The sequence below is a fragment of the Pseudooceanicola sp. HF7 genome (assembly GCF_011806405.1).
Taxonomy (GTDB): Bacteria; Pseudomonadota; Alphaproteobacteria; order Rhodobacterales; family Rhodobacteraceae; genus Pseudooceanicola.
Window position 1 is genome coordinate 1 of sequence record NZ_JAATOW010000055.1, and the last position, 18,015, is coordinate 18,015.

16 protein-coding genes are annotated in these 18,015 nt (G+C 65.2%); 9 read left to right on the forward strand and 7 right to left on the reverse strand.

What is annotated here, in order from left to right; genetic code table 11:
• A partial coding sequence (locus HCZ97_RS19665) for a DNA gyrase subunit A (RefSeq protein WP_368484401.1) occupies window positions 1-739 on the reverse strand: 739 nt, incomplete at its 3' end.
• A 198-nt stretch (window positions 740-937) separates the two neighbouring features.
• Here HCZ97_RS19665 and HCZ97_RS19670 point away from each other — a divergent pair.
• A complete protein-coding gene (locus tag HCZ97_RS19670; RefSeq protein ID WP_167690827.1) occupies window positions 938-1,207 on the forward strand; it encodes an usg protein in 270 nt (89 codons plus the stop codon).
• 55 nt (window positions 1,208-1,262) lie between these two features.
• On the opposite strand, the gene HCZ97_RS19675 is transcribed toward HCZ97_RS19670, so the two are convergent.
• Both HCZ97_RS19675 and hemB read right to left on the reverse strand, forming a co-directional pair.
• Window positions 1,263-1,826, reverse strand: a complete 564-nt coding sequence (locus HCZ97_RS19675) for a YSC84-related protein (RefSeq protein WP_167690814.1) — start codon at window positions 1,824-1,826, stop codon at window positions 1,263-1,265.
• A 168-nt stretch (window positions 1,827-1,994) separates the two neighbouring features.
• Complete coding sequence (gene hemB, locus HCZ97_RS19680; RefSeq protein ID WP_167690815.1) at window positions 1,995-2,996, reverse strand: porphobilinogen synthase; 1,002 nt, start codon at window positions 2,994-2,996, stop codon at window positions 1,995-1,997.
• Window positions 2,997-3,155: 159 nt separating this feature from the next.
• On the opposite strand from hemB, the gene HCZ97_RS19685 reads away from it, so the two are divergent.
• Together HCZ97_RS19685 and mfd are read left to right on the forward strand one after the other, a co-directional pair.
• Window positions 3,156-3,680, forward strand: a complete 525-nt coding sequence (locus HCZ97_RS19685; RefSeq protein WP_167690816.1) for a component of SufBCD complex — start codon at window positions 3,156-3,158, stop codon at window positions 3,678-3,680.
• On the forward strand, window positions 3,681-7,157 hold the full coding sequence (gene mfd / locus HCZ97_RS19690; RefSeq protein WP_167690817.1) for a transcription-repair coupling factor: 3,477 nt from the start codon (window positions 3,681-3,683) through the stop codon (window positions 7,155-7,157).
• Between the two features lie 290 nt (window positions 7,158-7,447).
• On the opposite strand, the gene HCZ97_RS19695 is transcribed toward mfd, so the two are convergent.
• From HCZ97_RS19695 to HCZ97_RS19710, 4 genes are all read right to left on the reverse strand, one after another.
• The gene (locus HCZ97_RS19695) at window positions 7,448-8,326 is read right to left on the reverse strand and encodes a helix-turn-helix domain-containing GNAT family N-acetyltransferase (protein WP_167690818.1); all 879 of its coding nucleotides are present in this window, start codon (window positions 8,324-8,326) and stop codon (window positions 7,448-7,450) included.
• 53 nt (window positions 8,327-8,379) lie between these two features.
• Complete coding sequence (locus tag HCZ97_RS19700) at window positions 8,380-10,065, reverse strand: hypothetical protein (RefSeq protein ID WP_167690819.1); 1,686 nt, start codon at window positions 10,063-10,065, stop codon at window positions 8,380-8,382.
• Window positions 10,066-10,309: 244 nt separating this feature from the next.
• Window positions 10,310-11,473: an HD family hydrolase gene (locus HCZ97_RS19705; RefSeq protein ID WP_167690820.1), complete on the reverse strand. Its 1,164-nt coding sequence runs from the start codon at window positions 11,471-11,473 to the stop codon at window positions 10,310-10,312.
• A 209-nt stretch (window positions 11,474-11,682) separates the two neighbouring features.
• Window positions 11,683-12,339, reverse strand: a complete 657-nt coding sequence (locus HCZ97_RS19710) for an alpha/beta hydrolase (RefSeq protein WP_167690821.1) — start codon at window positions 12,337-12,339, stop codon at window positions 11,683-11,685.
• A 165-nt stretch (window positions 12,340-12,504) separates the two neighbouring features.
• On the opposite strand from HCZ97_RS19710, the gene HCZ97_RS19715 reads away from it, so the two are divergent.
• The 6 genes from HCZ97_RS19715 to sufC form a co-directional block, all read left to right on the forward strand.
• The gene (locus HCZ97_RS19715; protein WP_167690822.1) at window positions 12,505-12,963 is read left to right on the forward strand and encodes an Rrf2 family transcriptional regulator; all 459 of its coding nucleotides are present in this window, start codon (window positions 12,505-12,507) and stop codon (window positions 12,961-12,963) included.
• 210 nt (window positions 12,964-13,173) lie between these two features.
• Window positions 13,174-14,220, forward strand: coding sequence for a cysteine desulfurase family protein (locus HCZ97_RS19720; RefSeq protein WP_167690823.1), 1,047 nt, complete (start codon window positions 13,174-13,176; stop codon window positions 14,218-14,220).
• A 30-nt stretch (window positions 14,221-14,250) separates the two neighbouring features.
• Window positions 14,251-15,807 carry a Fe-S cluster assembly protein SufB gene (sufB, locus tag HCZ97_RS19725; RefSeq protein WP_254871618.1) on the forward strand — a complete coding sequence of 519 codons (1,557 nt, stop codon included), beginning with the start codon at window positions 14,251-14,253 and terminating at the stop codon, window positions 15,805-15,807.
• A complete protein-coding gene (locus HCZ97_RS19730; RefSeq protein WP_167690824.1) occupies window positions 15,807-16,640 on the forward strand; it encodes a polysaccharide pyruvyl transferase family protein in 834 nt (277 codons plus the stop codon). The genes sufB and HCZ97_RS19730 overlap by 1 nt, the downstream gene beginning before the upstream one ends.
• A complete protein-coding gene (locus HCZ97_RS19735; protein WP_167690825.1) occupies window positions 16,637-17,248 on the forward strand; it encodes a hypothetical protein in 612 nt (203 codons plus the stop codon). The genes HCZ97_RS19730 and HCZ97_RS19735 overlap by 4 nt, the downstream gene beginning before the upstream one ends.
• A 26-nt stretch (window positions 17,249-17,274) precedes the next feature.
• Window positions 17,275-18,015: Fe-S cluster assembly ATPase SufC (sufC, locus tag HCZ97_RS19740; protein ID WP_167690826.1), on the forward strand; the 741-nt coding region annotated here is incomplete at its 3' end.

Sequence of the window (18,015 nt, forward strand, 5' to 3'; positions counted from 1 at the left end):
GGTAGGCCTTGCGCGCGCCGGAGCGGCCCAGAAGCACGCCGCCGGTGGGGAAGTCAGGACCCGGAACATAGCGGATCAGTTCCTCTGTCGACAGATCGGGGTTCTCGATCAGCGCCAGGGTGGCATCGCAGACCTCGCCCAGGTTGTGGGGCGGAATGTTGGTCGCCATGCCGACGGCGATACCGCCCGCGCCATTGACCAGCATGTTGGGGAAGCGCACCGGCAGGACAGAGGGTTCCTTGTCCTTGCCGTCGTAGTTGTCCTGGAAATCGACGGTGTCCTTGTCGATATCGGCCAGCATGTAGGCAGCCGGCTTGTCCATGCGGACCTCGGTATACCGCATGGCCGCGGGCTTGTCCCCGTCCATGGAGCCGAAGTTGCCTTGGCCGTCCAGCAGCGGCAGCGACATGGAAAAGTCCTGCGCCATCCGGGCCAGCGCGTCATAGATCGCCGAGTCGCCGTGGGGGTGGTACTTACCCATTACGTCGCCGACCGGGCGGGCCGACTTGCGATAGGGCTTGTCGTGGGTATTGCCGACCTCGTTCATCGCGAAGAGGATCCGACGGTGCACAGGTTTTAACCCGTCCCGAAGATCCGGGATCGCGCGGGACACGATCACGGACATGGCGTAGTCGAGATAGGAAGATTTCATTTCCTCTTCGATCGAGATGGTCGGACCACTCGGCGCGGAAGCAGGAATTTGTTCTTCGTTTTCAGGGGGTTCCGGGGTATCGGTCACTATATGAGCCTGTGCGCGGTTCTATTCTACATCTTGTTGAGCGGACTATAGCACCGGGCTTATCTGGGGTGCAATGCCGCCGGACCCGCCCATTTGGCAGCCAGGCCGTTAGGTGGCTAACATCCTGTTTTCATTGAAAATTGATTTCCTTCCTGCATCATTTTTCTCACGCAGAAAAATGCTGAGAGAGGTATGGCGATGAAAACGAGCGAAACAGAGCTGCTTCTGAAGGGCTACGGGCTGACCACGGCAGAGTTCACCTATCACCTGCCGGACCATGTTCACGTGCTCAATACCTTCGTCTGGCAGGATTACGACCTGGCGCCGGATCACCCGCGGCTGTTCCGGTTCATCGAATACTGGCAGTCGGAAATCGAAGGGATGCTGCATTCCGTCCGCTTCGCCCATCGCAAGAAGCTGAAAAGCGGGGAATGGCGCAACGTGACGGGCGAATTCCGCTATCACTAGGGGCGCGGGCGTGCCGTCATCGGGGCCACCACAGGGGCGGCCCCGCAGGCTTTGATCAGGGAAGGATGCGCGAGTACTTGATGCCTTCGACCGTCGCGCCGACGCGCAGGCCGGCCTGGTTGAAGATCACCGCGATCACCGGCGAGCGCGCCGTGGTGGTATCCGCGCGCAGGGTCTCGCCGTCGCTGGCAAAGGCATAGGCCACATCGGCACCGGCGGACCAGCCATCGCCACGGCGGAACTCTGCCAGGGCGCTTGGCGTCATGAAGAAGAGCACGTGGGAATATTGCTGGGCGCCGATCTGAAGCCCGACATTGGCCTTGGTGGCGGAATAGTAATCCACCGTCACGCCGCCCACCCGCAGCGCGCCGCGACCATAGCCACCGCCGATGGTCAGACCCGCTTCGGTCATCAGCGGCATGACCAGCATACCGGCGGCCTTCGACGATAGTTCCCGCGTCTGGGGGTATTCCGAATAAAGCTGCGAAAGGGTGGCATCCACCCGTGCGTCGATCTCTGCCGGGGCGGAGCTGCCGATGCCCTGGGCGCAGCCTGCAAGGGCCAGCGCCACACTGGCCGCGCTGCCCAGCACGAAGCCTCGTCTCGTCACGTTGTTCATGTCATCTGCCTGTCGTTCTGCTGCCCTTGCGGGCTGTGTCTGTATGCTCTGTGATCGTCTGATCTGGTCCGTTGGGGACGCTGTGCCGTTTTCCGGCTTGCGCGGCTTTTGTAAACCTAGAAGCGGCCCCTGTCACCGAATTTGCGCCCCGGGCAAGGGCGCGCGGAATCACGCCGATCCGGTGAGCTTGGCAAAGGCAGGTGCGAAATAGGTTAAGACACCGTCACAGCCGGCCCGCTTGAAGGCCATCAGGCTTTCAACCATCACCTTGTCGCCATCCAGCCAGCCGTTCTGGGCGGCGGCCTGCAACATCGCGTATTCGCCGGACACCTGGTAGGCGAAGGTGGGCACGCCGAACTGGTCCTTCACCCGCCGGCAGATATCCAGGTAGGGCATGCCGGGCTTGACCATGACCATGTCTGCGCCCTCGGCCAGGTCGCGCGCCACAAGGCGCAGCGCCTCGTCGGAATTGGCCGGGTTCATCTGGTAGGTCTTCTTGTCGCCCTTGAGCGCGCCAGAGGCGCCGACGGCATCCCGGAAGGGGCCATAGAAGGCGCTGGCATATTTCGCGGCATAGCTCAGGATCATCACGTTCTCATGGCCACCGGTTTCCAGCGCATTCCGGATCGCGCCGATGCGGCTGTCCATCATGTCAGACGGGCCGATGATATCCGCCCCGGCCTCTGCCTGGCTGAGGGCCTGTTTCACCAGCGCCGCAACCGTGGGATCGTTCACGACCTCTCCATCCACGACATAGCCATCCTGGCCGGTGTCGGAATAGGGGTCCAGCGCGACGTCGGTCATCACCAGCATCTCCGGCACGGCCTGTTTGATCGCCCGCGTGGCGCGGTTGGACAGGTTGTCGGGATTCCAGGCCTCTGCCGCGTCCTTTGAGCGCTTGTCGCCGGGGGTGTAGGGGAAAAGACAGATCGCCGGAATGCCCAGGTCAAAGGCCTCTGACGCGGCCTCTGCCACCTTGTCGACGGAACGCCGCACGACGCCGGGCATGGAGGGCACGGGGTCTTCCACGCCATGGCCTTCGGTGACGAAGACGGGCCAGATCAAGTCCTTCACCGACAGCGCGTTTTCCTGGACCAGGTCGCGGATCGCGGCGGACTTGCGGGTCCGGCGCAGGCGGGTTGCGGGGAAGGGAGCTTGGATCGGTTGCATCGTCATGTCCTCTGGAGAGCTTCCCCGAGAGGTGGCAGGAAGTGACGGAAAGCTCAAGAAGAATGCGGCATTGGGCGCAGGGGTAGGCTTTTCCGCCCGGCAGGGCTATATCCGCGAAAGACCGGCCCCGACGGGCCCCAGCCAGAGGAATGCGCGCTTTTGACGCCTTGGGATTCGATAACGGAACTCCTGGACCTTCGGAGCTTCTCCAACCTGTGGTTCTGGATCTTTCTCGCCGTGCTTTGGGTCGGTGTCAGCCACTGGGTGATGGGCGTGTCCTATTCGCTGGTCCTGAGGGCGCGCAGCGATGGCGGCCGCGCAGAGGAAGACCTGTTCACGCTGCTGCGCCTGCGGGTCGAGGGGCTGACGCGGATGGCCGAGCGGACCGGGGTCTTCTCTGTCGCCACGATCAGCTTTCTGCTGACGGCGCTGGCGATGCTGGGTTTTCTTTACAAACTGGAATTCGCCCAGGCTTTGTTCCTGATCCTGCTGCCCCTGTTGCTGGTGCTGGTGCTGACGGTGCGCACCGCGCGGCGGATCGCGGCGGATGAAAGCCGCGAGACGATCTACCTGCGGCTGCGCAGGCTCAAGGCCGCTGTGCAGAGCATCGGGATGCTGGCGGTTCTGTTGACCACGACCTGGGGCATGTACGTCAATGCCTCTCTTGGCGTTCTGGGGCGATAAATGGCTGATAACACACATTTCCTGATGGGCGGCGCGCCAGAGGGCTACGACGCGGCCCTGCTGCTGGCAGAGGTGCGCAAGACCGGCGCCCCGGTGATCCACGTCGCGCGGGATGACAAGCGCATGGCGGCCATGGCCGATGCGCTGCGCTTCTTTGCGCCCGACATGCCCGTGGTCGTCTTCCCAGCCTGGGATTGCCTTCCTTATGACCGGGTGTCGCCCAATGCCGATATCTCTGCCGCGCGGATGGCCGCGCTGGCCGGGCTGGTGCACGGGATGCCGAAAAGCTTCATCCTGCTGACCACGCTGACCGCCGCCACCCAGAAGGTGCCCGCACGCGAGGTGCTGAAAGAGGCGGCCTTCACCGCGCGCGTCGGGTCGCGGGTTGATGAAAAGGCGCTGCGCAACTTCCTGGTACGCATGGGCTTTTCGCAGTCCCACTCTGTCACGGAGCCCGGGGATTACGCCCTGCGCGGCGGCATCATCGATATCTTCCCGCCGGGCGACGGCGGGCCGGTGCGGCTGGATCTGTTCGGGGACCAGCTGGACGGCGCACGCCGCTTCGACCCAATCAGCCAACGCACGACGGAAAAGCTGGACGTGGTAGAGCTGGCCCCGGTTTCCGAGGTGATCCTGGACGAGGCCGCGATCACGCGCTTCCGCCAGAATTACCGGATCGAGTTCGGGGCCGCCGGGACGGATGACCCGCTTTACGAGGCCGTCAGCGCCGGGCGCAAGCACCAGGGTGTCGAACATTGGCTGCCCTTCTTCCATGAGAAGCTGGATACGCTGTTCGATTACCTGCCCGAGGCCAGCGTGACGCTGGATGACCAGGTGACGCCGGCGCGGCTGGCCCGCTGGGAAACCATTGCGGATCAATATGAAACCCGCCGGATTGCCCTGGGCCAGAAGGGCCGGATGGACACGGTCTACAAGCCCGTGCCCCCGGGGATGCTCTACCTGGATGACGCCGCCTGGGAGGATGCGATCGCCGGGCGCCGCAGTCTGCAGCTGTCGCCCATGGCGCAAAGTCCGGGGCCGGCCGTACTGGATGCCGGCGGGCGCCAGGGGCGCAATTTCTCACCTGAACGGCAGCTTGAGAATGTAAATCTTTTCAAGGCTCTGGCGGATCATGTTAAGGCGCGGCTTCAAGAGGGGCCGGTGGTCATCGCCTCTTATTCAGAGGGCGCGCGGGACCGTCTGGACGGGCTGATCGAGGACGAAGGCCTGAAGGGCGCCGTGCACCTGCGCGATGCGCGGGGCCTGGGCAAAAGCGGGCTGCACCTGGCGATCTGGCCGCTGGAGCATGGCTTTACAGGGAAATGGCAGGACCGTCCGCTGACGGTGATCTCTGAACAGGATGTGCTGGGCGACCGGCTGATCCGCTCGGCCCGACGCAAGCGGCGGGCAGAGAACTTCCTGACCGAGGCGCAAAGCCTCTCTGCCGGGGACCTGGTGGTTCATGTCGACCACGGGATCGGGCGCTATCACGGGATGGAGGTCATCACCGCCGCCGGCGCCGCCCATGAATGCCTTCTGCTGGAATATGCGGAAAACGCAAGGCTTTACCTTCCGGTCGAGAATATCGAGCTGCTGTCGAAATACGGCCATGACGAAGGGCTTCTGGACAAGCTTGGCGGCGGGGCCTGGCAGGCCAAGAAAGCCCGGCTCAAGGAGCGCATCCGCGAGATGGCGGACAAGCTCATCCGCGTCGCGGCGGAGCGCGCGCTGCGCAAGGCCCCGATCCTGGAGCCGCCGCAGGCCGAATGGGATGCCTTCCAGGCGCGGTTCCCGTACCAGGAGACCGACGACCAGCTGGGCGCAATCGAGGATGTGCTGGGCGATCTGATGTCCGGCCACCCGATGGACCGGCTCATCTGCGGCGACGTGGGCTTCGGCAAGACCGAGGTCGCCTTGCGTGCGGCCTTCGTGGCAGCCATGTCCGGCGTGCAGGTGGCGGTCATTGCGCCGACCACGCTGTTGGCCCGCCAACACGCCCAGTCCTTTGCCGAACGTTTCCGTGGTTTTCCCATTCAGGTCAGTCCCTTGTCGCGTTTTGTTAATGCGAATGATGCGGCGCGCACCCGGGCGGGGATCGCCGATGGCACAGTGGATATCGCCGTTGGGACCCATGCGCTTCTGGCCAAGAACATCCGGTTCAAGAACCTGGGCCTGCTGATCATCGACGAGGAGCAGCGCTTTGGCGTGGGCCACAAGGAGCGGCTGAAGCAGATGCGCACCGATGTCCACGTGCTGACGCTGACGGCCACGCCCATTCCGCGGACCCTGCAGCTGAGCCTTTCTGGCGTGCGCGATCTTTCCATCATCGGGACCCCTCCGGTCGACAGGCTGGCGGTGCGGACCTATGTCAGCGAATTCGATGCGGTCACGATACGGGAAGCCTTGCTAAGGGAACATTACCGGGGCGGTCAGAGCTTCTTCGTGGTGCCCCGTGTCAGCGACCTGCCAGAGATCGAGGATTTCCTGAAAAACAACGTGCCCGAGGTGACTTACGTCACGGCGCACGGACAGATGGCAGCCGGCGAACTCGACAGCCGGATGAACGCTTTCTACGACGGGAAATACGATGTGCTGCTGGCCACGACCATCGTGGAAAGCGGGCTGGACATCCCCACGGCCAATACGATGGTGATCCACCGGGCCGACATGTTCGGCCTGTCGCAGCTCTACCAGATCCGGGGCCGCGTGGGCCGGGCCAAGACGCGGGCCTATGCCTTCCTGACCACGAAACCGCGCGCGGTTCTGACCGATGCGGCGCAGAAGCGGCTGCGGGTGCTGGGATCGCTGGACACGCTGGGGGCCGGATTTACGCTGGCATCTCAAGACCTTGATATCCGCGGCGCAGGGAACCTGCTGGGCGAGGAACAGTCCGGCAACATGCGCGACGTGGGCTATGAGCTGTACCAGTCGATGCTGGAAGAGGCGATTGCCAAGATCAAGTCGGGCGAGGCCGAGGGCCTGACGGAGACCGACGATCAATGGGCGCCCCAGATCAACCTGGGCGTGCCGGTTCTGATCCCGGAAGACTACGTGCCCGACCTCGATCTGCGGCTGGGTCTCTACCGGCGCCTGTCCAGCCTGACCAAGAAGGTGGAGCTGGAAGGCTTCGCTGCCGAGCTGATCGACCGCTTCGGGAAATTGCCTAAGGAGGTCAACACCTTGCTGCTGGTCGTGCGGATCAAGGCCATGTGCAAGAGGGCCGGGATTGCCAAGCTGGATGGCGGCCCGAAAGGCGCCACGATCCGCTTTCACAACGACAAGTTCGCCTCTCCCGAGGGGCTTGTCGCCTTCATCAAGGACCAGGGCGGCAAGGCCAAGGTCAGCGATAACAAGATCATCGTCGCGCGGGAGTGGAAGACAGAGGCAGACCGGATCAAGGGCGCCTTTGCCATTGCCAAGGACCTGGCCGAAAAGGTCGTGGCAAAGCAGAAGGCGGTGGAGAAGAAGCGCGCCTGAAGGGGCCGAAATGCGGGTCTTTCGGGGGCGTTTTCCGGGGCTGAAAAGGGCGTCGGTGCCGCGTCTGTTTCACGTCGGTATTGCGTCGGTATCACGTCGGTGCGCAGCGCGCGGTGGGCGAAGCTTTCGGTAATTGATCACTGCCCGGGAATGGGTGCGGCGCTGGCTCCTGGCGGAGCCTCGCGCCGCCCGCCATCCCCGGAGCGGTGTTTCGGGCTGTTGCACAGTCCGTCGCTTTTGGCGCGGGAGGCTTTGCCGACAACGGGGCGCGTGGGGCGGACCGGAAGAGCTTAGTCCAGCTGCTTTTCGAAGAAATGATCGGGATAGGGATCCGCGTTGAAGCGCGGGATCTCCTGCCAGCCGGTCTTGCGGTAGAGCGCGATCGCCTCCGGCAGGGCGGAGTTCGTATCCAGCCGCAGGCAGCCATAGCCCAGCTCGCGGGCGCTGGCCTCGGCCGCGGCCATCAGGCGGTGTGACAGGCGCAGCCCGCGCGCGGCGGGGGCGACCCAGAGGCGCTTGATCTCTGCATAGCCCTTGTCCGTGCCCTTCAGCCCGACGCAGCCCAGCGGCGCGCCATCGGACAGCGCCAGCAGGAAGCTGCCGCGCGGCGGTGTCAGGTCGGCGGCGTCCGGGTCGCAGCTGAGGTGCTGCTCGAACCCCTGTTCGAAGCGCTCCGCCAGTTCCGCGAAATAACTGTTCAGGCAGAACAGCGCATCGGGCGTGCCTGGTGTGGCGCGTTCGATCGTGATGCGGTCCCGGGACAAGGCGCTGGCGACAAGATCCATGGCGGCCAGGATCCTTTCGGGGTCTTTCTGACCGTCCAGCAGGGCCAGGGCATGGCCGTCAGAGAGGCGTTCGTATTGCGCGAATTCCGCTTCGCCTGCGGGCGTCAGCTGCGCGATGCGGCGGCGGGCGTCGCCCTCTGCCGGGGCGGTGGTCAGCAGGCCCTCGTCCTCCAGCTGGCGCAGGGCGCGGGACAGCTGGCCGGAATCAAGGCCCAGGTAGCTGCGCAGCTCTGCCACGTCGCCACGGCCATGGCCCACGGCATTGAGGACCCGGGCAATGCCCAGCGGGCGCCCCCGGCCAAGGAAGCTTTGATCCAGCACGCCAAGGGCGGTGGTGACGGCGCGGCTGAAGCGGCGGATGCGGGCGGCAGAGACAGTATCCATGGTATCTGACCTTAGTCAGCTATTCGGAGGGTGCAAGATATATCTGACCTCTGTCAGCTATTCCCGCAGCAGCCCTGTTGTTGCATCGCCGCCTGGGCGCAGAAGCAGGAGGCCGCCAGGGCGGTATCGGCCCGCGCGAGGGCCAGGTCCAGCCGCTGGCGGATCAGCGCCAGCTCCGGGTGGGCACTGTCTGGCCCCGCGGTGGCGGCCAGACAGTCATGCAGGCCTTTGAGCGCCCAGACATTGTCCGGGTGGATGGAGGCCCGCGACAGGCCCGGCACAAGGCCGAGGTCCTCTCGGAAGACCTGTTCGGCCTCTGTCACGCGGCCCTGTTCGAAAAGCAGCGCACCAAGCGCGTGGCGGGGTGGCTGCATCCAGCCCCAGGGTTCGTCATAGGGCAGGGTGTCATCCAACGCGACGGAGCGGCGCAGCGCGGCAAAAGCCGCATCGAACTCCTGCTGACGGTAGAGGATCTCTCCGCGCAGCATGGTCTTGGCGATTTCCAGCAGGTCGGTGACGCGGTTGTTGTGCAGCAGCCGCGTGTCGGGAACGCGGGCGGCGGCGGCCAGGAAGTCCTGTTCGCGCGCCAGCGCCTGGGGCAGCTCGCCCAGGGCGGCATGGGCCAGCGCCTGCCCGTAGAGCGTGAAGGCGGTGAGCGAGCAGTAAAGATCGCGGTCCCGGGGCAGCTCCAGGTCGATCAGCGCGCGCCATTTGCCGAAGCGGATCAGGATATGGGGCAGGAAGCCCAGGTAGGATTCGAAGAAATCCGCCATGGGCGGGCTTTCAATGCGCAGCACCTCTTCGGGCGTCGTGTCGATCAGGGCCTGGTTGGCCTCTAGCGCGGGGGCGATCTGGCCCAGGAAGAGCGCGCCGTAGATGATGAAATGGTAATTGTGCTGGCGGTAGCCGGTGTAGAAATCCATGCCGCCGTGCTCGGCATACCATTTCATGTCCGCGCGTACGGCCTGCTGGTTCCAGAGCACCACGTCCTGGTAGGCGCCGCAGAGCATGTCGATATGGCTGGGCATATGCACCAGGTGGCCGGCATCCGGCACCAGCCGGCGTAGGGCATCGGCGGCGGGCAGGGCCGCTTGCGGTTCCGGAGACATTTCCATCAGGTGGATGTAGAGGTGCAGCAGGCCTGGGTGTTTCATCCCGCCGGGGCGCGCAAGGGCGGCTTCCAGCAGGGCGCGGCATTCCAGCGTATCGGCCCCGGCGGCCGGTTGGCCGGAGGCGAGATCCCACATGGCCCAGGGGGTGCGGTTCAGCATGGATTCGGCAAAGATCGTGGCGATCTCAGGGCTGTCGGGGTGGGCGGCATGGGCGGCACGCATGGCCGCCGCGAAGGCCGTATCCCAGGGGCCCATGTCCTCTGCCGGCTCAGGCTGCGGGTAGCGGGCGGGCAGGGCGCGGATCAGCGCGGCCTCTGGCGCGGTAACGCGATCCGCCAGCGCGAGCGCCTGCTGCATGGCGTCATGGGCCCGGGCCAGGCTGTCGCGGCGCACCTGGGCATCGCGCAGCGCCCAAGGGTAGTTGTAATTCGGCCCCGAGGCATAGGAGAGCCCCCAATGGGCCATGGCGCAGTCCGGATCCGCGGCCAGGGCCCGGGTGAAACAGCGCATCGCTTCTTCATGATGATAGCCATAGGTCCAGAGCAGGCCCCGGTCGAACCAGAGCTGGGCCTCCGGCACGGTCGTGGTGACGGGGAAGGAATAGGTTCCAAGGTCGTAATAGCGCACGGGCGGCCCTCCTGCTGGCGGGCGCAGGATGCCGGAGGGACCGGGAAGACGCCAGAGGGCGGGTGGGTGGGGCAGACCCCTGGCTGCGGTGAGGGGGCGTGCCTGTCTTTTCGGGGCCTGCGCGCCGGGCTGCTGTTGGATGCCTCCGGCGGGAGTTTTTTGGCAAGAAGAAGAGGCTGGCTTTGGTATGGTTCGGCCGGAGATGGGGCTGTGGGGCCGGCGTTGGCCGGACCCATAGCTTTCGTCAGGTGCCGGCGGTGAGGGGGCGCACCCTTGGGGCGATGTGATCCCAGAGATGGGGGGCGGAGCGTTTGATCGTCGCGCCGACGCGGGCCTCCACCATGTCGTAGGTGACGTTGTTGCGCCGCCAGCCGAGGCCACCGGAGGCCAGGTTCTGCAGGGGCGGCTGAAACCGGTCGAGGGCTTTGGCGAAGCGGGCGTCGGGGCTTTGGGCGGCTTCGAACTCCGTCCAGAGAGCATGCAGCGCCTCGCCTTGCTGCGCGGGCAGAAGGCCGAAGAGGCGTGTCGCGGCGGCGAGCTCCAGCACTTCCATATGCGCCTGGCTTTCCGGCGTCTGGGCATAGATCGGCGCATCGCCGGCGTCAATTTCCACGAGGTCATGCAGCAGCAGCATCCGGATCACCCGGGAGATGGAGACATCGGCCGGCGCGTGTTCGGCCAGCACCAGGGCGTAGAGCGCCAGGTGCCAGGAGTGTTCGGCCGAGTTCTCAGCGCGGGAGGCATCGCAGAGGGTGGTGGCGCGGTCGACGCGCTTGAGCCGGTCGGCCTCTGCCAGGAAGGTGCAGCGTGCGGCCGTGTCGTGACTGGCCGTGCCAAGGCCGGCCAGCAGGTAGGCATGCAGCTCTGGCAGGGTTTCTGCCACCAGCCGGGCGCGGCCTTCGCGCAGGTTTTCCTGCGCGACCGCGTGATGATCGGGCCGGATTGGCCTGGCCGCGAAGCTTTGCAGCACCGGCAGGGCGTAATCGACCGATTTGGCCAGCCGCGCCGGGGCGCTTTCCATGGCCTCGAAGTCATCCCAGAGGGCGCGCAGCGCGGGACCCTGATCGCCGGGCAGCATCCCGTAAAGCCGATCCGCCGCGGCGCGTTCTGCCTGCGCGAGCGCCGCGCTGTCATGGGGTTCGTTGATCGGCTGGTCGCCGGCGTCGATCTCTACCAGGTCATGCAGCAGCAGCATGGCCAACACGCGATCCAGAGCTGCCTCGTCCAGGTCGGGCAGCCAGATCATGGCCGCCAGCGCCGCCTGCCAGGAATGCTCGGCGGTGTTTTCCTGGCGCGACTGGTCCAGGATTGTGGAGGCGCGGATGACGGACTTCAGCCGGTCCGCCTCTGTCAGGAAGGCAAGCTGGGCGTCGAGCCTGGCGGTATCGGGGGGAAGGGTCAGATCCATGGCGGTTCCTCTGCGTCGCCCCCTCCCTAGGACCGGCATGGGCAAGGTGCAAGCCCGCGGGCGCGCAAGGGCGGGGGATGCTGGAGTGTATGAGAGGGCTGTGCATGAGAGGGGCGCGCATGAAAAGGCCCGGCGCCTTGCGGTGCCGGGCCTGTCTGGCCGTCAAGCCTGTTTCGCCGGTGAAACAGGGGCTCGCGCGCCCCCGGCGTTCAGCGGGATGATTCGGTCAGCCGGCGCTTCACGTAGTCCGAAACGGAGCCGATCATGTGTTCCATCTGCGTTTCTTCAGAGAAGAAATGCCCGGCCCCCTGGACCTCTTCATGGGTGATCGTGATGCCCTTCTGCTCTTGCAGCTTGGAGGCCAGCGCGGTGGTATCGGCGGGCGGGGCCACGCGATCAGCCGCGCCGTTGATGATCAGACCGGAGCTGGGGCAGGGCGCCAGGAAGGAAAAATCATACATGTTCGCTGGCGGCGAGACAGAGATGAAGCCCGTGATCTCGGGCCGGCGCATCAGCAGTTGCATGCCGATCCAGGCGCCGAAGGAGAAGCCCGCAACCCAGCAATGCTTGGAGTTGGAGTTCATGCTTTGCAGGTAATCCAGCGCGGATGCCGCATCGGAAAGCTCTCCGACGCCCTGATCGTATTCCCCCTGGCTGCGACCGACACCGCGGAAATTGAACCGCAGGACGGTGAAGCCCATGTTGTAGAATGCGTAATGCAGGTTATAGACGACCTTGTTGTTCATCGTCCCGCCGAACTGCGGATGCGGGTGCAGGACGATGGCGATCGGGGCGTCGCGATCTTTCTGGGGGTGGTAACGGCCTTCCAGACGACCTTCCGGTCCGGGAAAGATAACCTCGGGCATGCAGACCTGTCCTTACATGGGGTGCTTAATTCTTGACGAATTTTATAAGTCACCTTAGAAATGTTCTAAACCGGCCGGGAGGGCCCGGCGTGGGCTTCAAAGCGAGATAGTCCGCGCAGGCGCGAAGGTCAATGAATACAACCCTAACCGCAAGGAGAGCATGGGGTGAAGCTGAGTACCAAGGGGCGCTACGCGATGGTTGCCCTCGCGGATATCGCTCTGCAGCCCGAAGGCTGCCTGGTTGCGCTTGGGGATATCTCCAAACGCCAGTCGATTTCGCTGCCCTACCTGGAACAGCTTTTCGTCAAGCTGCGCCGCGCGGGGCTGGTGGAAAGCGTGCGGGGTCCGGGAGGCGGCTATCGCCTGGCCCGGGATCCGATGGAACTGCGGGTGGTGGATGTGCTTGCCGCGGTGGATGAAACCGTGAGCGCCATGCACAAGGGCGCCGGCGCCAGCGGCGGGCTTTCGGGCAGCCGCGCGCAATCGGTCACCAACCGCCTGTGGGAGGGCCTCTCGGCCCATGTCTATGTCTTCCTGCACCAGACGACCCTGGGCGACGTGGTGCGCAATGAACTCGCCCCCTGTCCGGCCGTGCCGAATCTTTTCGAAGTCGTGGATGACTGAACCGATGACCCTGCGCCCTGCATATCGTGTCCCCGGTTCGGGGCCTTGCCCCCGCCGCGCAGGCGCGCCGTGCCAGGGCGTTCGCGGACAGCTGAGCCGCCAACTGCCTCTTCTTCTTGCCGGGGAAACTCCGGGGGGTGAGGGCCGGGCGCGCAGCGGCCGGGACGAGGGGGGCTGGCCCCCCTTGCACAGCACGGTGCGGGTATAACCATGGTCAGAAGCTACCTGGATCACAATGCCACGACGCCGCTGCGGCCCGAGGCGCGCGCGGCAATGATCGCGGCCATGGATGTGGCGGGCAACCCCTCCTCCGTCCATGGTGAGGGGCGCAAGGCCAAGGCCCTGGTCGAAAGGGCGCGCGGCCAGGTCGCGGCAGCGCTTGGCGCCGAGGGGGCGGATATCGTCTTTGTCTCCGGCGCCACCGAAGGCGCGGCGCTGGCGATGGCCGGCAGGGGCCTGCAGGCCTGCGGGATCGAACATGACGCGGTGCTGGCCTGGGCTGAAGAGAGCCTTCACGCGGATCGGAACGGCCTTGTTTCGCCTGCCGCCCCGGGTCAGAGCACGCTGCAGATCGCCAACAGCGAGACGGGTGTGGTACAATCTCTTCCCGAGGGGCTGGCTCTGAGTGACCTTACCCAGGGTTTCGGCAAGCTTCCCCTGGCCTTCAACTGGCTGGGCTGCCGGATGGCCCTGGTCTCGGCCCACAAGCTGGGCGGGCCCAAGGGCATCGGCGCGCTGGTTATGCAGCGCGGCACCGACCTGGCCGCAGGGCTTCTGGGCGGTGGACAGGAAATGGGCCGGCGGGCCGGAACGGAGAATGTCATCGGCATTGCCGGGTTCGGCGCGGCGGCAGAGGCGGCGGCGCGGGACCTTGCGGCGGGCCTCTGGGGCGAGGTGGCCGCGCGCCGCGACCGGCTTGAGGCGCGCCTGCGCGACGCCGAGCCGGAACTGGAGATCGCCGGGTCCGGCGCCCCTGCGCGCCTGCCCAACACGAGCTGCCTGGTGACTCCGGGCTGGAAGGGAGAGACCCAGGTCATGCAGATGGATCTGGCCGGTTTCGCCGTCAGCGCAGGCTCTGCCTGTTCCAGCGGCAAGCTGCGCGCCAGCAAGGTCCTGCAGGCCATGGGATACGATGAGGCTGCCGCGGCGGGTGCGCTGCGGGTCAGTCTTGGTCCGCTGACGACGGATGAGGAATTGGAGCGCTTTGCCACCGCGTGGCTGGCGCAGAGACGGAAACATCACGCCCGCGCGGCGTGATCAGGTACAGGACGTGACGCAATGACACGCATGGACAGGCCCGACATGGGCACGGCCGAAGCAAAGACCCAGGTTGCGGTCGAAGCCAAGGAAGGTGTCGACCAGGAAACGGTGGACGCCGTTCGCCACTTGGGCACTTACAAGTACGGCTGGGAAACCGAGATCGAGATGGACTATGCCCCCATGGGGCTGAACGAGGATATCGTCCGTCTGATCAGCGAGAAGAACGAAGAGCCGGAGTGGATGACCGAATGGCGTCTGCAGGCCTATCGTCGCTGGCTGGAAAAGGAAGAGCCCGACTGGGCCATGGTCGAGTACCCCGAGATCGACTTCCAGAAGCAGTATTACTATGCCCGCCCCAAGAGCATGGAAGAAAAGCCCAAGTCCCTGGACGAGGTCGACCCCAAGCTGCTTGAGACCTACCAGAAGCTGGGCATCCCGCTGAAGGAACAGATGATCCTGGCCGGCGTGGAGCCCGCAGAAGGCGAAGAGCCCGTGCAGGCGGACCGCAAGGTCGCCGTGGACGCAGTCTTTGATTCCGTTTCCGTGGGCACGACCTTCCAGAAGGAGCTGCGCGAAGCCGGGGTGATCTTCTGCTCGATCTCCGAGGCGATCCGCGAACATCCAGAGCTGGTGAAGAAATACCTCGGCTCTGTCGTGCCGGTGTCGGACAACTTCTACGCCACGCTCAACAGCGCCGTCTTCTCCGATGGGTCCTTCGTCTACGTGCCGCCCGGCGTGCGCTGCCCGATGGAGCTGAGCACCTATTTCCGCATCAACGCGGAGAACACCGGCCAGTTCGAACGCACGCTGATCATCGCCGACAAGGGCAGCTACGTCAGCTACCTGGAAGGCTGCACCGCGCCGCAACGCGACGTGGCCCAGCTGCATGCCGCGGTGGTCGAGATCATCATCGAGGAAGACGCCGAGGTGAAGTATTCCACCGTGCAGAACTGGTTCCCCGGGGACGAGAACGGCAAGGGCGGCATCTACAACTTCGTCACCAAGCGCGCCGATTGCCGCGGTGACCGCGCCAAGGTGATGTGGACGCAGGTCGAGACCGGCTCTGCCGTGACCTGGAAGTACCCGTCCTGCATCCTGCGCGGCGACGACAGCCAGGGCGAGTTCTATTCGATCGCCATCGCCAACAACTACCAGCAGGCCGATACCGGCACCAAGATGATCCACCTGGGCAAGAACACCAAGTCCCGGATCGTCTCCAAGGGGATCAGCGCCGGCAAGGCGCAGAACACCTATCGCGGGCTGGTTTCGATGCATCCCAAGGCCAAGGAAAGCCGGAATTACACCCAGTGTGACAGCCTGCTGATCGGGTCGGAATGCGGCGCCCACACGGTTCCCTATATCGAGGTGAAGAACAACTCTTCGCGCGTGGAACACGAGGCGACGACCTCCAAGGTGGATGACGAGCAGCTCTTCTACTGCCGCCAGCGTGGCATGGACGAAGAGGAAGCCGTGGCCCTGGTGGTCAACGGGTTCTGCAAGGACGTGCTGCAGGCGCTGCCGATGGAGTTCGCCATGGAAGCCCAGCAGCTTGTCGCGATCTCCCTGGAAGGCTCTGTTGGCTGATGCTGCGCCGCGGCCGCCCCTCGCTCAGGCTCTACTGGTGGAACGACGTGCCGAATTTCGGCGACGCGCTTTCCCCGGTCGTGACCGGCTGGGCAACGGGCCGCAAGGTGGTTTGGGCCGAGCCGCGTCGCGCGGAGTGTTTCGCGGCAGGGTCGGTCCTTTTCCAGTCGCACCGGGCCCGCCGGCGCTGGCCCTTCGGCCCGCGGCCGGCGATCTGGGGCAGCGGCTTCATCAGTCCCTTTCCGGTCGGCTTCCAGGACAAGGTGGACATCGCCGCCCTGCGCGGGCCGCTTTCGGCGGAGCTGATGGGAATGCCTGAGACCGTCCCCCAGGGCGATCCGGGCATCCTGGCCGTGGAGGCCATGGGGACCCCGGAGACGCGCGAAGACTGGATCGGGCTGGTCCCGCATCTGTCGCAGATCGACGATCCGCAGATCGCCGAGCTTGCAGCGCGCGAACCTGCGATCAAGGTGATCGACGTGCGCCGCGAGCCGGTGGAGGTCTGCCGCGAGCAGATCGCGCGCTGCGCCCATGTGGTCAGCTCTTCGCTGCACGGGTTGATCGTGGCTGACAGCTACGGGGTGCAAAGCACCTGGCTGAGCCCCGAGGGCATCCACCAGTCGCCGGAACTGAAGTTCCGTGACTATGCCGGTGGTGTCGGGCGGGACCTTGGCACGCCGCTCTCGCTCAGCGAGGTGGCGGATCGCCTTGGTCGGTTGCCGCAGGGCAAGCTGGAGCATGCCGAAGGTGTCGCCAGGTCCAAGGAGGCCCTGATCGGCGCCATGCCCGAAAGGCTGAAGGCCGTGGCCGCAAGGATGGAAGTCGCCTCGTGAAGACCGACGCAGAGACAGTGACCCTGCCGGAACGCCCGGAACTGGTCTTTCCAGACCAGGAAGCCGAGGCGCTGCGCATGGCTTACGCCCAGGCGCGGGCGGTGCTGGAATACGGCGCCGGCGGCTCTACCGTGCTGGCGGCGGAACTGGGCACGCCCGTGGTCTCTGTCGAAAGCGACGGGGCCTGGGCGGAACGGGTGCGCGGCTGGATCGCGGAGGTGGGGCCAAGCACCCCGGCCGAGGTGATCCATGCCGATGTGGGGCCGACGGGCAACTGGGGGTTCCCGGTGGATGACAGCGCGTGGCGGGGCTATCCGGCCTATCCGCTGGCCATCTGGGATCGCCTGGGCAAGGACCTTCCGCAGCCCGACGTGGTGCTGGTGGACGGGCGGTTCCGCACCGGCTGCGTGCTGGCCGCGGCCTTCCGCTCTCCCGTGCCGCTGACGCTGCTTCTGGACGACTACACAAACCGCAGCCAGTACCACGAGATCGAGGATTTCGTGGGCCAGCCGACCCTGATCGGCCGCCTGGCTGTATTCGATATCGCGCCGATGCCGGTCCCCGCGGACCGGATGATCGACATTTACCGTATGATGACACATGCCTGAAGGCAGGTATGGGAAGGAATAAAAATATGTTGGAAATCAAAAACCTGCACGTCGAACTTGAAGAAGAGGACAAGAAGATCCTCAAGGGTGTCGACCTCAAGATCGAGCCCGGCAGCGTGCATGCGATCATGGGCCCGAACGGCTCTGGCAAATCCACGCTGAGCTACGTTCTGTCCGGGCGTGACGGCTACGAGGTCACCGAAGGCTCCGCCACGCTTCTGGGCGAGGACCTGCTTGACATGGAACCCGAAGAGCGCGCCGCGGCGGGCCTGTTCCTGGCGTTCCAATACCCGGTGGAAATCCCCGGCGTGGGCAACATGACCTTCCTGCGCACGGCGGTGAACGCACAGCGCAAGGCGCGCGGCGAAGAAGAGCTGAGCGCGGCGGACTTCCTGAAGGTCGTGCGCGAGAAGGCCAAGAGCCTGAAGATCGACGCCGACATGCTGAAGCGCCCGGTGAACGTGGGCTTCTCCGGTGGTGAGAAGAAGCGTAACGAGATCCTGCAGATGGCCATGCTTGAGCCCAAGATGTGCATCCTGGACGAGACCGACTCCGGCCTGGACGTGGACGCGATGAAGCTGGTTTCCGATGGCGTGAACGCGCTGCGGGACGCGGGCCGGTCCTTCCTGGTGATCACCCACTACCAGCGCCTGCTGGATCACATCAAACCCGATGTCGTGCACATCATGGCGGCGGGCCGGATCATCAAGTCCGGTGGCCCCGAGCTGGCGCTGGAAGTCGAAAAGAACGGCTACGCGGATATCCTT

What these genes read in the sequence shown, in the direction of transcription:
- HCZ97_RS19670 (WP_167690827.1), top strand. Translation starts at nt 938, where the DNA reads ATGAAAACGAGCGAAACAGAGCTGCTTCTGAAGGGCTACGGGCTGACC.
- HCZ97_RS19675 (WP_167690814.1), bottom strand. Translation starts at nt 1,826, where the DNA reads ATGAACAACGTGACGAGACGAGGCTTCGTGCTGGGCAGCGCGGCCAGT.
- hemB (WP_167690815.1), bottom strand. Translation starts at nt 2,996, where the DNA reads ATGCAACCGATCCAAGCTCCCTTCCCCGCAACCCGCCTGCGCCGGACC.
- mfd (WP_167690817.1), top strand. Translation starts at nt 3,681, where the DNA reads ATGGCTGATAACACACATTTCCTGATGGGCGGCGCGCCAGAGGGCTAC.
- HCZ97_RS19695 (WP_167690818.1), bottom strand. Translation starts at nt 8,326, where the DNA reads ATGGATACTGTCTCTGCCGCCCGCATCCGCCGCTTCAGCCGCGCCGTC.
- HCZ97_RS19705 (WP_167690820.1), bottom strand. Translation starts at nt 11,473, where the DNA reads ATGGATCTGACCCTTCCCCCCGATACCGCCAGGCTCGACGCCCAGCTT.
- HCZ97_RS19710 (WP_167690821.1), bottom strand. Translation starts at nt 12,339, where the DNA reads ATGCCCGAGGTTATCTTTCCCGGACCGGAAGGTCGTCTGGAAGGCCGT.
- HCZ97_RS19720 (WP_167690823.1), top strand. Translation starts at nt 13,174, where the DNA reads ATGGTCAGAAGCTACCTGGATCACAATGCCACGACGCCGCTGCGGCCC.
- sufB (WP_254871618.1), top strand. Translation starts at nt 14,251, where the DNA reads ATGGACAGGCCCGACATGGGCACGGCCGAAGCAAAGACCCAGGTTGCG.
- HCZ97_RS19730 (WP_167690824.1), top strand. Translation starts at nt 15,807, where the DNA reads ATGCTGCGCCGCGGCCGCCCCTCGCTCAGGCTCTACTGGTGGAACGAC.